15 protein-coding genes are annotated in these 15,410 nt (G+C 27.6%); 3 read left to right on the forward strand and 12 right to left on the reverse strand.

Annotation, left to right across the window (positions count from 1 at the left end):
* Positions 1-3 precede the first annotated feature (3 nt).
* Entirely contained in the window at positions 4-1,182 is a 1,179-nt protein-coding gene (locus ACY2RX_RS00575; RefSeq protein WP_490102008.1) for a PorV/PorQ family protein, read from the reverse strand.
* Positions 1,183-1,254: 72 nt separating this feature from the next.
* Complete coding sequence (locus ACY2RX_RS00580) at positions 1,255-2,238, reverse strand: YheT family hydrolase (protein ID WP_490102009.1); 984 nt, start codon at positions 2,236-2,238, stop codon at positions 1,255-1,257.
* A 94-nt stretch (positions 2,239-2,332) separates the two neighbouring features.
* On the opposite strand from ACY2RX_RS00580, the gene ACY2RX_RS00585 reads away from it, so the two are divergent.
* Complete coding sequence (locus ACY2RX_RS00585; protein WP_490102010.1) at positions 2,333-3,088, forward strand: CDP-alcohol phosphatidyltransferase family protein; 756 nt, start codon at positions 2,333-2,335, stop codon at positions 3,086-3,088.
* An 18-nt stretch (positions 3,089-3,106) separates the two neighbouring features.
* Here ACY2RX_RS00585 and lptB read toward each other — a convergent pair whose 3' ends face one another.
* The 4 genes from lptB to ACY2RX_RS00605 form a co-directional block, all read right to left on the reverse strand.
* Entirely contained in the window at positions 3,107-3,847 is a 741-nt protein-coding gene (lptB, locus tag ACY2RX_RS00590) for an LPS export ABC transporter ATP-binding protein (RefSeq protein ID WP_490102011.1), read from the reverse strand.
* Between the two features lie 89 nt (positions 3,848-3,936).
* Positions 3,937-4,284 carry a carboxymuconolactone decarboxylase family protein gene (locus ACY2RX_RS00595; RefSeq protein WP_490102012.1) on the reverse strand — a complete coding sequence of 116 codons (348 nt, stop codon included), beginning with the start codon at positions 4,282-4,284 and terminating at the stop codon, positions 3,937-3,939.
* Positions 4,259-5,089: a twin-arginine translocase subunit TatC gene (gene tatC, locus ACY2RX_RS00600; RefSeq protein WP_490102013.1), complete on the reverse strand. Its 831-nt coding sequence runs from the start codon at positions 5,087-5,089 to the stop codon at positions 4,259-4,261. The genes ACY2RX_RS00595 and tatC overlap by 26 nt, the downstream gene beginning before the upstream one ends.
* Complete coding sequence (locus tag ACY2RX_RS00605; RefSeq protein ID WP_490102014.1) at positions 5,089-6,057, reverse strand: KpsF/GutQ family sugar-phosphate isomerase; 969 nt, start codon at positions 6,055-6,057, stop codon at positions 5,089-5,091. Before ACY2RX_RS00605 ends, tatC begins: the two co-directional genes overlap by 1 nt.
* A gap of 142 nt (positions 6,058-6,199) precedes the next feature.
* On the opposite strand from ACY2RX_RS00605, the gene ACY2RX_RS00610 reads away from it, so the two are divergent.
* The gene (locus ACY2RX_RS00610) at positions 6,200-8,383 is read left to right on the forward strand and encodes a RecQ family ATP-dependent DNA helicase (protein WP_490102015.1); all 2,184 of its coding nucleotides are present in this window, start codon (positions 6,200-6,202) and stop codon (positions 8,381-8,383) included.
* Here the strand turns inward: ACY2RX_RS00610 and ACY2RX_RS00615 are convergent.
* The 5 genes from ACY2RX_RS00615 to ACY2RX_RS00635 all read right to left on the reverse strand — a co-directional run bounded on the left by ACY2RX_RS00615 (position 8,380) and on the right by ACY2RX_RS00635 (position 13,051).
* Positions 8,380-9,021 carry a response regulator gene (locus ACY2RX_RS00615; protein ID WP_490102016.1) on the reverse strand — a complete coding sequence of 214 codons (642 nt, stop codon included), beginning with the start codon at positions 9,019-9,021 and terminating at the stop codon, positions 8,380-8,382. The two genes, ACY2RX_RS00610 and ACY2RX_RS00615, sit on opposite strands and share 4 nt — an antisense overlap.
* Before the next feature lie 60 nt (positions 9,022-9,081).
* Complete coding sequence (locus ACY2RX_RS00620) at positions 9,082-10,998, reverse strand: sensor histidine kinase (RefSeq protein ID WP_490102017.1); 1,917 nt, start codon at positions 10,996-10,998, stop codon at positions 9,082-9,084.
* 5 nt (positions 10,999-11,003) lie between these two features.
* Positions 11,004-11,546 carry a hypothetical protein gene (locus ACY2RX_RS00625; RefSeq protein WP_490102018.1) on the reverse strand — a complete coding sequence of 181 codons (543 nt, stop codon included), beginning with the start codon at positions 11,544-11,546 and terminating at the stop codon, positions 11,004-11,006.
* Positions 11,547-11,651: 105 nt separating this feature from the next.
* Positions 11,652-12,329, reverse strand: coding sequence for a ZIP family metal transporter (locus ACY2RX_RS00630; protein ID WP_490102019.1), 678 nt, complete (start codon positions 12,327-12,329; stop codon positions 11,652-11,654).
* A complete protein-coding gene (locus ACY2RX_RS00635; protein ID WP_490102020.1) occupies positions 12,326-13,051 on the reverse strand; it encodes a class I SAM-dependent DNA methyltransferase in 726 nt (241 codons plus the stop codon). The genes ACY2RX_RS00630 and ACY2RX_RS00635 overlap by 4 nt, the downstream gene beginning before the upstream one ends.
* A 310-nt stretch (positions 13,052-13,361) precedes the next feature.
* Here ACY2RX_RS00635 and ACY2RX_RS00640 point away from each other — a divergent pair, with 310 nt between their 5' ends.
* The gene (locus ACY2RX_RS00640) at positions 13,362-14,543 is read left to right on the forward strand and encodes a THUMP domain-containing class I SAM-dependent RNA methyltransferase (RefSeq protein ID WP_490102021.1); all 1,182 of its coding nucleotides are present in this window, start codon (positions 13,362-13,364) and stop codon (positions 14,541-14,543) included.
* Here ACY2RX_RS00640 and ACY2RX_RS00645 read toward each other — a convergent pair.
* Complete coding sequence (locus ACY2RX_RS00645) at positions 14,540-15,394, reverse strand: alpha/beta fold hydrolase (RefSeq protein WP_490102022.1); 855 nt, start codon at positions 15,392-15,394, stop codon at positions 14,540-14,542. The genes ACY2RX_RS00640 and ACY2RX_RS00645 overlap by 4 nt on opposite strands.
* Positions 15,395-15,410: the final 16 nt, after the last annotated feature.

The raw sequence follows: 15,410 nt of genomic DNA on the forward strand, positions 1-15,410 counted from the left end.
AAATTAGCGTCTAAAAAAACTATAATCGATTGTTACAGAAAAAATATTTGAATATAATGCATTGCCAACACTAGCAATATTGGTTAATGCATAATCAATTTGAATTCCGTTATAATAAAAACCCACTCCAAAATTAGGTTGCAAAGAAAGCGATTTTGTATTGTTAAATTCTGTTATATATTGAAAATTACCAACACCAGCTCTTAAATAAACAAGATTATCATAATCTAGTTGAAAACCCAGAGCTGGATCTATACTTGCAAAATCTGAAGAAAAAATATCGTTTGTTTTAGCAAATCTAACATTGGCATTTATTTCTGTAAGTAAGTTTAAGAATCTGCCAACTCTCCATTTTTTTGCAACTCCTAACTGCAATTTTGGTTTTGTTAATTCTGTACTTTGTGGCAATTTTTGATTAGGACTTATTGTGTTTCCATTTTCATCTAAAAAAGGACGATTGTCTTGGTAAGTTAAAATTTCTTGTCCATTAACTTCTCTAACAAATAATTGTTGCCCTTTATCATCAACAAACCAATTGGCATCTTTTAATTTTTGAAAACCATTTTCATTAATTGCCCAACTATTAAAAGTTGTAGTTATATCTCTAGCCATTAAACCAAAATGCCAGTTATTTCTTTCAAATTGAATTCCTACATCAAATCCAAATCCCCAAGAAGAAGCAAAATCACCAATAATTCTTCTTACAATTTTTGCGTTTACACCTAATTTTACATCTTTAAAAAGAAGGTTTCTAGCATAAGCCACATTAAAAGCATAATCTGATGCCGAAAAAAGGCTAATTCTATTAAAATCTATATTTCCTTCACTATCTATTAATTCAGTGGTGTTTAAAATATCATCAACCCCAAAACGAATTATAGATACACCAACAGCACTTTGTTTGTCTATTGGCATTGCAAAACCTACATAATTATAGTTGGCAATTCCTGCAAAATAAGAAGCGTGCATTAAAGAACCTTGATAATCTTCTATACCCACTAAACCAGCAGGATTCCAATATATAGAATTTACATTATTAGAGGTTGCAACTACACTTTTACTCATTCCTAAAGCAGCTGCATCTACACCTATTGTTAGAAATTCGTTTGAGTAATTTCTAAATGCCTGAGCAGATAAAAAAAACGGAAAAAGTATCAGGAAAAATATTATTTTTTGTTTCAAAAGGTTGAAAAATTATCAATAACAAATATCTAAAAACATACTAAAATAACAGTAGTTTTTTAAAGATATTGTTTATAACATATGAATCTGTATGTTTTCTCTTATAAAACGCTCAATTCTTTGCTCTAACCAAGTGTTTTCTGAAGGTTTAAATGATGACATAAATCCTACATGGCCACCATAATTTGGTCCTTCAAAAAAGAAATAATCAGAATTATGAGCTTCATCAAAAGGATAACATTCTTTAGATAAAAACGTATCGTCTTTAGCATTTATTAATAAAGTTGGTTTTTTAATATTAGATAAATAAGGTTTAGAACTTGCTTTTTGCCAATAATCTTCTGGACTTTTGAAACCAAAAATAGGAACCGTATATAAGTATTCTAAATGTTTAAATTTGGTTGCTTTAAATAATTTGTCTTTATCTAAATTATATTCAGGAAATTTATGAGCTTTTTCTAAAATCTTGGTTTTCATTGTTTTAAAAAACACCTCTATATATAATTTGTTTTTTAATTTATCCATTTCTACTTCTGCACTAGCGATATCAATTGGTACAGAAACTGCAATTCCGCCTTTTATTTTATGTGATATTTTTTTCCCTTTTTCGCCCATATATTTTAAAGTTAAATTACCCCCTAAACTAAAACCAACAATAACAATATTTTTATAATTATAGTTTTTTAGTAAATAGTTTATCACAAAATCTACATCATCGGTTTTTCCGCTATGATATGTTTTTAACAACAAATTGTCTTCGCCAGAACAACCTCTTAAATTAAAACAAACTGTATCTAAACCTTTTTTGTTTAGGTGTTTTGTGGTAGATGCCATATAACGAGAATCAGAACTTCCTTCTAAGCCATGAATGAGCAATACCAAGGTTTTAGAGCCAACTATAGAAAAATCTAAATCTATAAAATCATGATCCCAAGTAGTAATTCTTTTGCGTAAATAACTGCAAATATCTTTCATAAAAAGCGGTCTGTACATAGTGTTAAAATGACCATTTTTAAAAGGTAAAGTAGGAGAGTAGTCTGAAGTAAATACAGGCATATAATTTCTTTTCTTACAAATATGATAAAAATTTAAGAATATTGAAAACCAACAAATTTTGATTTCTTATTTTAGCTTCTAAATCTAACTAAAAATGAATATTAAAAAATACATTCCTAATTTTTTAACACTTGGTAATTTATTTTGTGGAACAATTGCCACTATTTTTGCTGTGCAAAATAATTTTGTTTTAGCAGGTTTGTTTGTTGTTATTGGAATTTTATTTGATTTTTTTGATGGATTTGCTGCACGTTTACTAAATGTTACAGGAGAACTAGGAAAGCAGTTAGACTCTTTAGCAGATATGGTTACAAGCGGAGTTGTACCTGGAATTATTATGTTTAATTTGTTGTCTACAAATAATAACTTGGGGTCTTTTAGGATTGAATCTGAAATTATAAATTGGGATGGTTTTAAATCAAATCCTATTCAGTTTTTAGGTTTAATACTAACTTTAGGTGCTTGTTATAGGTTAGCAAAATTTAATATTGATACAAGACAATCAAATTCTTTTATAGGTTTGCCAACACCAGCAATGAGTTTGTTTGTAATATCCTTACCATTAATTCAAGAGTATTCTACAATAGAATTTGCACATCAATTCATTACAAATAATTATTTTTTAATTGCAGTTACATTGCTTTTAACTTTTTTAATGAATGCCGAAATTCCTTTATTTTCTCTGAAATTTAAAGATTATTCTGTGAAAAATAATGTAATAAAGTATTTGTTTTTAATCATTTCATTGTTGATGATTATTTTTTTGCAATACATTTCTATTCCATTAATGATAATCTTTTATGTAGTTTTATCAATGATTAGCAATTTAAAGAAAAAGAGCAAGGTTTAGAATTATAGAAGTCTATTTTTATTGAAAAATTTTCTTTTTCTTCAATTCAAAATCTTTACCAAGATATACTTTACGCACCATTTCATCAGCTGCTAATTCTTCTGGAGTTCCACTTTTTAGAATACTTCCTTGATACATTAAATACGTTTTATCGGTAATTGCTAAAGTTGCTTGTACATCATGGTCTGTAATTAAAATACCAATATTTCTGTGTTTTAAATGCGCCACAATACTTTGTATATCTTCAACAGCAATAGGGTCTACACCTGCAAAAGGTTCATCTAACAAAATAAATTTTGGATCAGAAGCCAAACAACGTGCAATTTCTGTTCTACGCCTTTCACCACCAGACAATAAATCGCCTCTATTTTTACGAACGTGCCCAATATTAAATTCTTCAATTAAAGACTCTAACTTATGTTTTTGTTCTTTTTTTGATAGATTTGTAAATTGTAAAACCGACATTATATTATCTTCTACAGATAATTTTCTAAAAACAGATGCTTCTTGTGCTAAATAACCAATTCCTTTTTGAGCACGTTTGTACATTGCATCTTCAGTAATTTCTTCATCATTTAAGAAAATTTTACCTCCATTTGGTTTTATCATTCCAACAATCATATAGAAAGAAGTAGTTTTTCCAGCTCCATTTGGCCCTAAAAGTCCAATAATTTCTCCTTGTTGAACCTCTAAAGAAATTCCAGTAACTACTTTTCTACTTCCGTAGATTTTTTCAATATTTTCTGCTCTTAAAATCATATTTTTTGTTGATGTGTAACTGTGGGATTGTTTAAATGAGTAAATGTAATAAATAACTTTTTTACGATTCTTAAAGCCTTCTTAAACAATTAAACGTTTTCTTCTAAAGCTTCCCAATATTCTACAGCTTTTCTTAAATGCGGAATTACAATAGTGCCGCCAATTAAAGTAGCAATAGACATTGTTTCCATCATTTCTTCTGTAGTTACACCACTTTTTTTAGCAGATTCTAAATGATATTGTACACAATCATCACAGCGTAAAACTGCTGATGCTACTAAACCTAATAGTTCTTTGGTTTTAACAGGCAAATGACCTTCTTTAAAAGCGTTTGTATCTAAATTAAAAATTCTTTTGATTACTTTATTATCAGAAGCTAGAATTTTATCGTTCATTTTCTGACGATAGTCATTAAACTCTTGGACTTTTTTGTGCATTTTTTTGTTGTTTTTTAATCACTCTTTTCGAAACTTTAATTCCTATTTCATATAAAATAAGAATAGGAATTGCTACAATTACTTGACTAGCAATGTCTGGAGGCGTTATAATAGCAGCTAAAATTAAAACCACCACTAAAGCGTGTTTTCTGTATTTTTTTAAAAATTCTGGCGTAATTAAACCAATTTTAGTTAAAAAATAAATTAATACAGGTAATTCAAATAATATAGAAACACCTAATAACATATTGGTAATTAAGCCTATATGAGATTGTAGCGTAAAGCTATTTACAATACTTTTAGAAATTTGATAATTGTATAAGAAATGAACAGAGATTGGTGCAATTACATAAAAACTAAAAAATAAACCTATAAAAAACAAAAGCGAAGCAGTAAAGATAAATCCTCTAGATTTTTTTACTTCTTTGTCTGTTAATCCTGGAGCAACAAATCGCCAAATTTCCCAAAGCAAATAAGGAAAAGAACAAATAATTCCTAATATTAATGAAGACCAAATTGAGTTCATTAATTGCGATGTAACTTTAATACTTTGTAGTTTTTTATCGGCAAAAGTTACGTTGCAAAAATCGCTATCTAAACCAAAAAGATTAAAAAAATCGCAAAATAATTGATAGGTTATAAAATCTGGTTTAATATGAGCTAATAAAAAGTTATCATACACTTGTTCTGCAAACACAAAAAAGCCTATTGCCAAAATAAAAATTGCTGCTGCACTTCTTACTAAATGCCATCTTAATTCTTCTAAATGTCCTAAAAAAGACATTTCTTTTTGTTTTTCTGCCATTAGAAAATTCCTTCTTTAATTAAGTCGTGTAAATGAACAACACCCACATAATTGTTATTATTATCTACCACTAAAATTTGTGTTATATTATTGTTTTCTATTGTATTTAAAGCATCAATAGCCATAGCATCATTAGAAATAGTTTTTGGGTTAGAGCCCATAATATCTTTTGCTGTAAATTTAGATATTTCTGTGGTTTTTGCTAACATTCTTCTTATATCTCCATCAGTAATAATACCAATTAATTTATTAGTATTCATAACCGCAGTTACTCCCAATCTTTTTTCAGAAATTTCTACAATTACTTTAGCAATACTATCATTTTCATTTACTTTTGGTAACTGATTGTTTTTAATTAAGTCTGAAACTCTTAAATATAATCTTTTACCTAAAGCTCCACCTGGATGATATTTTGCAAAATCTTTACTTGTAAAACCTTTTAATTCTAATAAACAAACCGCTAAAGCATCACCCATAACTAATTGCGCTGTTGTACTTGTAGTTGGTGCTAAATTATTAGGGCAAGCTTCTTGTGCTACAAAAGTATTTAACGTAAAATCTGCATTTTCGCCTAAATAGGAGTTTATATTTCCTGTGATTGCTACAATTTTGTTTCCGTAATTTTTAATTAACGGAACTAAAACTTTAATTTCTGGAGTATTCCCGCTTTTAGAAATACAAATAACAACATCATCTGTTTGTACATTTCCTAAATCTCCATGAATGGCATCTGCAGCATGCATAAAAATTGCAGGAGTACCTGTAGAATTAAAAGTAGCAACTATTTTTGTGCCAATGTTTGCGCTTTTACCTATACCAGTAACAATTACTCTTCCTTTAGAATTTAAAATATATTTTACAGCTTCTTCAAAGTTAACATCAATTAAATTTGCTAAATTAGCAATAGCATTACTTTCTGTTAAAATAGTTTCTTTGGCAGTATTTAAAATTGTGCTTGAATTTTTCAATAGTTTGGTATTTTATCAGAATAAAAAAAAGTTATATCTTTAGATTAAGAAAACAAGCAAATTTACTACAAAAAATAGTTAGAGCAAATATAATAGAAGGTTTGTGAGTTGTTTTTAAAGTTAAACAAATATTTATATATAAATGGATTTATACAGTCCTCTTAAAAAATTCTTTGGATTTACAAAGTTTAAAGGATTACAAGAGCAAGTAATTAAAAGTATTGCTGAAAATAAGAACACTTTTGTAATAATGCCAACTGGGGGAGGAAAATCTCTCTGTTACCAATTACCAGCTTTAATGAAAGAAGGAACTGCCATTGTAGTTTCTCCACTTATTGCTTTAATGAAAAATCAAGTGGATGCCATAAGAGGTATTTCAGAAAATAATGGAGTTGCGCATGTATTAAATTCATCTTTAAATAAAACTGAGGTAAACCAAGTTAAAGAAGATATTGCAAATGGTATCACAAAATTGCTTTATGTGGCACCAGAATCTTTAATAAAAGAAGAATATGTTACTTTTTTAAGAACTCAAAAAATTTCATTTGTTGCCATAGATGAAGCACATTGTATTTCTGAGTGGGGTCATGATTTTAGACCAGAGTATAGAAATTTAAAACACATTATTAAAGCAATTGATAATGTGCCAGTAATTTGTTTAACAGCAACAGCAACAGAAAAAGTACAAGAAGATATTCTTAAAACTCTTGGTATTACTGATGCAAATAGATTTAAAGCGTCTTTTAATAGACCCAATTTATTTTATGAAGTAAGACCAAAAACAAAAGAAGTAGAAAAAGATATTATCCGTTTTGTAAAGCAAAGAACAGGCAAATCTGGAATTATCTACTGTTTAAGTAGAAAAAAAGTTGAAGAAATTGCTCAAATTTTACAAGTAAACGGAATTAAAGCGGTTCCCTATCACGCAGGTTTAGACGCTAAAACGCGTGTAAAACATCAAGATATGTTTTTAATGGAAGATTGCGATGTTGTTGTGGCTACCATTGCTTTTGGTATGGGAATTGACAAGCCAGATGTACGTTATGTAATTCATCATGATATTCCTAAAAGTTTAGAAAGTTATTACCAAGAAACCGGTAGAGCTGGTAGAGATGATGGAGAAGGTTATTGCTTGGCTTTTTATGCGTACAAAGATATTGAGAAATTAGAAAAATTTATGGCTAGTAAGCCTGTGGCTGAACAAGAAATTGGGCACGCTTTACTACAAGAAGTTGTTGGTTATGCAGAAACTTCAATGAACAGACGTAAATACTTACTGCATTATTTTGGAGAAGCGTTTGATGAAGTGAATGGAGAAGGTGCAGATATGGATGATAATTCTAGAAACCCCAAGAAAAAACACGAAGCAAAAGAGGATGTTATTATTATTTTAAAAGTGATAAAAGATACATTACAGAAGTACAAAGCTAAAGAAATTGTTAATACAATTGTAGGTAAAGAAAATGCACTTTTAACATCACATAAAACACATTTACAATCCTTTTTTGGAGTAGGAAAAGAGAAATCGGCTTCTTATTGGATGGCGCTTATAAGGCAAATTTTAGTTGTTAATTTAATTAAAAAAGAAATAGAGCAATATGGAGTTATAAAATTAACCAAAGAAGGAGAGGAGTATATAAAGAATCCTACTTCATTTATGATGACAGAAGATCATGAATATAATGAAGAAAATGACAATTCTATCATCACAAATACTAAATCTTCTGGCGCTGCCGCTGATGAAAAACTAGTTAAATTATTAAAAGATTTGCGTAAAAAAGTAGCAACTAGACAAGGAGTTCCACCATTTGCAGTTTTTCAAGATCCTTCTTTAGATGATATGGCTTTAAAATATCCAATAACGCTACAAGAACTTGCAACAGTTCATGGCGTTGGAGAAGGAAAAGCAAGAAAGTTTGGTAAAGATTTTATTAAAATGATTGCTGAATATGTTGATGAAAATGATATTTTAAGACCCGATGATTTAATAGTTAAAAGCACAGGAACAAACTCTGGATTAAAATTGTTTGTTATTCAGAACACCGATAAAAAGCTGCCAATAGAAGATATTGCTAAGTCTAAAGGTCTGCAAATGAGTGAGTTGATTAAAGAGATGGAAGCCATTATTTTTTCTGGAACAAAATTGAATATAGATTATGCAATTGAAGATTTGTTAGATGAAGATCAACAAGAAGAAATTCACGATTATTTTATGGAAGCAGAATCTGATAACATTCAAGATGCTTTAGATGAATTTGATGGTGATTATGACGAAGATGAATTACGTTTAATGCGTATTAAGTTTATTAATGAAGTGGCAAATTAAAACTGATATTTTTTATCAATAGCATATTTTACCAGTTCATTTCCTGTAGATAAATCTAATTTACGAATCATATTTTTTCTATGCGTATCTACAGTTGTTTTAGCAATAAATAAAGTTTCAGCAATTTCTTTTGAAGTCTTTCCTTCAGATATTAAATTTAAAATTTCCTTTTCTCTATTAGATAAAACTATTTTGTCAGATTTACCTATGGTTACATTGTCATCAATATAATTATTCATAAAATTAAAAGCCACATTTGGATCAAAAAAAGTATTACCACTTGCAACAGTAACAATAGCTTTAGAAAGCATTTTAATTCCCGAATTTTTTAAAATATAACCAGTGGCACCAGCATCTAACATTTGTTTAATTGCATCTGGTTGATCAAACATTGTCATAGCCAAAACATAAATATGAGGCAGTTTTTTCTTGATGATTTTTGTGGCTTGAATACCATCCATTTTTGGCATTCTAATATCGGTAATAATTAATTTTGGTTGCTTTAAAGAAGCTAATTTTACCAATTCTTCGCCATTATTTGCAGTACCAATAATGTTTATATTTTCATCATATTCAAAAAAAGACTTAACGCCATCTATTAACATTTGATGATCTTCTGCCATTACAATTGTAATCATTGTTTGTTTTTTTATAAAAATACAATTTTTATGAAGTATAAAAATACCTATACATAAGGATTAAGAAATTGGGATATCTATAATAACAGAACTTCCTTTATTTATGGTAGAATCTATAGTAAAAACACCATTTAAATGTTCAACTCTAGTTTTTATAGAACTTATACCCATTCCGTTTTTTAAATTGATTTTATCAATACTAAAACCTTTACCATTATCTTCTATAATAATATTCAGGTTTTTATCGTACAAAGAAATATTGATTGTCGCATTATTTGCATTTGCGTGTTTTATAATATTAGTTGTAAGTTCTTGAATAATTCTAAAAACCGTAATTTCTAAGCTGTTTTCTAAACGTTTGTCTAAACCAAAATCGATGACTTCTATTTTTATTTTATCTGCGGATGATATTTTTTCAGCCATCATTTGTACAGCAACTAACAAGCCTTGATTTGCAATTACACCAGCATTTTTTGCGTGTGCTATTTTACGAACTTTTAAATAAGCCTCATCAATTAAGGTTTCTGTTTTGTTGAAGAGTGTTTCTTGGTCAATTTTTTTCTTTTCTCTGTTGATTTTTAAATTTTCAAAATGCAATTTTAAAGTTGCCAAAACCGAACCTAAATTGTCGTGTAAATCTTCTGCAATGCGTTTGCGTTCTTTTTCTTGTCCTTCTACCATTGCATTAATAGTAGTAATTTCTTGTTCTTTTATGAGTGTTAGGTTTTTTTGTTTTTCGAGTTCTTTTTGTTGTTCTGCTAGTTTTCTTTTTCTTTTTGAGTTTTTGAGTGATAACACTCCAATTGTTCCACCAAATAGAATAAATATAAGAGTACCAATTAAAAAACTTCTATTTTGTATTCTTTTTTGTTCTATTTCTAGATTGTCTTGTTTTAATTGAAGGTTTTCTTTTTCTTTTTTTTCAGTTTGATATTTCGTTTCAATATCTTCTACTTTTTCAATAAGGGATTGGTTTTTTATGACTTTATTCAAAGAATCATATTTCTCTAGGTAAAAAAGAGATTTTTTAAAATTGTTAAGGTTTTTATTGTTTACAGATAAATCTTTATAAATTTTTAATTCTAGTTCTGGAAATTTATCAAGTTTAATATTTTTTAAAGCTATTTCTAATTCTTTATTTTCCTTTAAATAATTCTTTTTCCTTCTTTCTATTATAGATAAATCTTTATGAATATATGCTAAGGTTCTTTTACTGGTGTACTGGTTTATTGCTTTTTTATTATAATAATAAGCAGAATCAATATTGTTATAATGATTAAGATAAATAGAACCAATATTCTGTAAAATTATATTTTTTGTTTTATTTCGTAATTTATATTTTAAAGCTTTTTTAAAAAACTTTAATGCTTTTTTAGGTTTTTTTTGAGTATCGTAATAAACGCCTAAATTATTTAGTGCTGCACCAATTCTAAAAGAATCGTTTATTCTTAGTGCTTCAATTAAATTTTTGTCTAAATAAAATAATTGTTTTTTTTTATTAGATGTTAACCTATAAACAGAAGATAAGCCTGAATAAATTGAAAACCTTTTTATGAAATTTTTTGTAGTATCTAATTCATAAAACTCAAGAGCTTTAGTGTAATAAAATGCAGAGGAATCTAAAGAGTTAGTATCTCTATATAGATATGCCTTATTTAAATAATAATCATTTTTGTTTTTTAAATTAAGTTTGTTAAAATATAAATTGACTTTACCTAAATAGAAACTGCAACTATCATAATTTTTCATTATATAATTGCAGTAAAAATAATTTTTATCAATTAATAAATATTTTTCATTAATTGTATATTCATTTTTAGAAATCTTACTTAAAATTTTTAAAACACCATTTGTATCTCTTTTTCTAATAAGTTGTTTTATTGAATCATTAAGTGTTGAGAATTTTAATTCCTCTTGAGAATATAAAAATTGATAAAAAAATAAGGAGAATAAAACTAAGCGTAGTTTTATGAACATAAATCTTATTTTTTAATTGGTACAAAAGGAGGAAATTCATTTATAGGATCTGTAGAACCAGAAACAACTTCTGAACCTCCGAATTTAGTAATATTTTTTTGTTCAAGACCTTCTTTTGAAAGAGGATTTTCAATTATAACAACATAATTACATCTTATTTTATTTTCTAAAGATATTTGTAATTCTTTTAATTGATTTATATCAATAACTAATTCAGTTAAGCAAAATGTACTAAAATCAATATTAGTATAATCTAATTCTACTGAAACCCCAAAAATACCTTCTCCTACACCACTTGATATTTTTTTTACTTTAACCCCTTTGAATGAGTTAAAGTTAATTACTAGGTAAAATTTATTTTTAATGAGAATGAATTTAAATAATTTTATACTTGGAGCAAATAGAATACCGTGACTATTTAGTAAATTATTATCTGGGTTTCCTTCAAAAAAAATCTCATCAGCATTTTCAATTCTATTATCAGTTGTTCTTGAATCACTTTTTAGTAAAAAATAGTTTTTTTGATTAAATTCGGTTACATTTTTCATAATACTATTAGTTATAAATTTATAATACTCCAAATATTCAAAATATTTAAAACACTCATATACCTATAAATAGGTATTTTAACATCACTAAATATAAGTAAAAAGTTAAAGAGTAAAAATTGTAAGTAGTATTCCTAAGAGAATAGCTATAAACTTTTTTAAGTTAAATTTGTGATTTTCAGTACTTTCAAAAAGAATTATGGTAGAAATATGTAAGAAAACTCCAATTATAAATGCGGTAATTTCTGTTGTATATTTAGTAAAAAACGAAATTTTATCACCCAATAAAACTCCTAAAGGACTCATTAAGGCAAAAGCAACTAAAAAAGTGAATACAATTTTTTTAGAATATTTAGTGTGAATTAAAAATGTTGTCAGCACAATAGCAATAGGTATTTTATGCACTACTATTGCCCATAATAAGTTGTCATCAGCATTATGAATGGGCAATCCTTCAGAAAAAGCATGCAAACACAAACTGATAAACAATAATGTAGGGAATTCTTTTCCATCAGAATGAATATGTATATGTCCGTGTTCTGCACCTTTAGAAAAAGATTCTAAAACAGATTGAACAATTATTCCGATTAAAATAAAGATTCCTATTTTTTTATAATCTGTAGTTTCTTGATACACTTCTGGCAATAAATGTAAAATGGTTACAGATAGAAGGTAAGCTCCTGAAAAAGCCAATAACAAGCGTACAATTTTTTTCTTTGGTTTGATGATAAAAACCAATAAAGAACCAATAAAAACGGATGCTATTAATAGTAAATAACTCATTTTGCAACTAAAATTAATCTGTCAGAAGTTTCTGAATTGTATTTATTTAAATGGTAATCTCCAAAAACATTTATAATTTTAAAATCAACTTTATTGAAAAAAGAGGTCATTTTTTCTAAATCTAAATATTTTACTTGTTCTGTATAAGAATGATGCTTTGTATCAGCAAAAAAGGAAATATGTTTTAAAATAAAACCATTTTTAATTTCTCTTTTAATGTTAAAGGTAATATTTTCTACAGTTTTTATTTCTTTTTTTACCAAATTCAGTTTTACTTTTTCAGCATTTAAAAAATCAAAAACAAAAACACCATCTGTATTTAAACCATTTTTTATATTCTGTAAAACCTGTATATCCTCTTTGTCATCTTCAAAATAGCCAAAACTGGTAAATAAATTAAAAACTGCATCATACTTATTATTAAAGGGTTTGCGCATATCATGCACTTTAAATTTTAAAGTATCATTTTCAAATTTTTTTGCAGCCAGAATACTGTTTTTAGCTAAATCTCCACCAGTAACTTTATAGCCTAAAGAATTTAAAAATACAGAATGACGTCCTTTACCACAAGGTAAATCTAATATGTGAGTTGTTTTTGGTAATGTTAAAAAATCAGTTATATTTTTCATAAATAACTGTGCATCAGTATCATTTCTATCTTTATATAAAATATGATAGTAAGATGTGTTAAACCAATCTGTAAACCAATCTTTTGTTTTCATTCATTATTAAAAAAGAATTCCTTTAGGTTTTGCCTAAAGGAAACCGTTAAAATGTCATTCCCATAAAAACGGGAATCTAAAATTTAATTTTATAAAAAATTAATATTTCAGTCTGTAAAAGTAATTAAAACTTACGTGTGATAAAACCAAATGTTGCAAATACTAATCTTTGTGCTTAATGTCTTAGTATTCAGTCTCAGTTTCATGCAGCTAATGAATTACTACTCACGTAATGCTGCTACTGTAGACTATTGATTAAAAACTCTTAACGAACAACTAAAAACTAACAACTAAAAACTACCTTTGCAATATGAACAGAGATTTTAAAATGACGGCAACCACACTTTTTGGTTTAGAAAGTGTTTTAGCAGAAGAATTAAAGAAATTAGGAGCGCAAGATGTAAAAGAAGGGGTTAGAAGTGTTTCTTTTAGAGGTGATAAGGGTTTTATGTACAAAGCCAATATTGCGTTAAGAACGGCGGTAAGAATTTTAAAACCCATTAAAATGTGTAAAGTTTATGATGAGGAAGATTTATACGAAGCAATCCAGAAAATTAAATGGGAAAAATATTTAGATGCTGAAGGTACTTTTGCAATAAGTGCAGTAGTAAATTCAAAGAATTTTACTTCTAATTCACATTATATTTCGTTAAAATCTAAAGATGCTATTGCCGATTATTTTCGTCATAAATACCATAAAAGACCTAATGTAGATTTAAAATATCCAGATGTAAAAATTCATATACATATTCAGAAAGATTGGTTAACAATTTCTTTAGATTCTTCTGGAGATTCTTTGCATAAAAGAGGCTATAGAACAGCCACCAACATTGCGCCCATAAACGAAGTTTTAGCTGCAGGTATGGTTTTATTATCTGGTTATACTGGCGATGAAAATTTTATAGACCCAATGTGTGGTTCTGGTACTATTTTAATTGAAGCTGCAATGATTGCCAATAATATTCCTGCCAACATTAACAGAAAATTATTTGCATTTGAAAACTGGAAAGATTATGATGAAGATTTGTATTTTACCATTCAAGATGCGTTGTTAAAGAAAATCCGTTCTTCTCATTTTAAAATTATGGGTTTTGACAAAGCGCCATCTGCTGTACAAAAAGCCAAAGCCAATATAGAAAATGCCAATTTAGATGAATTTGTAGGTGTGCATCACGTAAACTTTTTTAACTCTAAAAAAGAAGTCTTTGGTAACACCACCATTCTATTTAATCCACCTTATGGCGAGCGATTAAATATTGATACTAACGAATTTTATAAAAAAATTGGAGACACTTTAAAACATAACTATCCAGGCTCTACTGCGTGGTTAATTACTTCAGATACAGATGCTTTAAAATCTGTTGGTTTAAGAACTTCTAAAAGAATTGCACTTAAAAATGCTGATTTAGATTGTAAGTTTGTAAAGTATGAATTGTATGAAGGTTCTAGAAAAATAAAACCTCGTAAAGAAGATTCTAATTCTAAAGATTAGTTTTCTAAAACCAATTTAACCCATTCTTCAGGTTTTTCTAACATTAAAAAATGCCCACAGTTTTCCATCCAAATTAGTTGGTTATTGGGTATTTCTTCAGAAAGTAATGTTGCAATTTTTGATATAGCAATTGGGTCGTTTTTTGCCCAAATAATTTTTGTAGGAATTTGTGTTTCTTTTAAAGCACCAATCCATCTATACCAAAAGTAATAACGCTCGTTTATATAATTAGATAATAAGTGAATTATTTTACGTCCTCCATTATGTTCTAGCATTGTCCACATTTCTTTTAATTCATCATCAGAAACTTTGGTTTTATCAAAATAAGTATTTCTCATATTTTTTTTAAAAATGAAAAAATTAGTCAGTTTTGCAACATATTTTCCTGTCATCTTGTTCTTTAATAATTTCTGAATAGTTCGCAATTTTGCCAATTCAATATGCATAGAGCCATTGCATAAAATAAGTTTATTTATTTGTAAATCAGTTTGTTGTTTGTTGTATTTTGCTAAAATTTCTGTACAAACACTTGTGCCATAATCGTGTGCTAATAAAGTAACTTTTGTTAATTTAAATTGTTTCCAAAGTTGGAGAGCGAAATCTGCTTGCTCTATTAAAGAATAAGAATAATCTAAAGGTTTATCAGAAAAACCAAAACCTAAATGATCGTGAATTACGACTCTAAATTTTTTAGAAAGTTTGGGTAAAGCTTTGTAATAATCATAAGAAGAAGTTGGATAGCCGTGAAGAATAACAAGTGTTTCATTAGAATTACCTTCATCAATAACAAAAAGTTTTCTATTAAAAACAGTTATAAACCTGCCTTTTTTTTTCCAATTTTCTGATGTCATATTTGTTTATAAATTT

This window comes from Polaribacter sp. 2405UD43-2 (genome assembly GCF_058147125.1).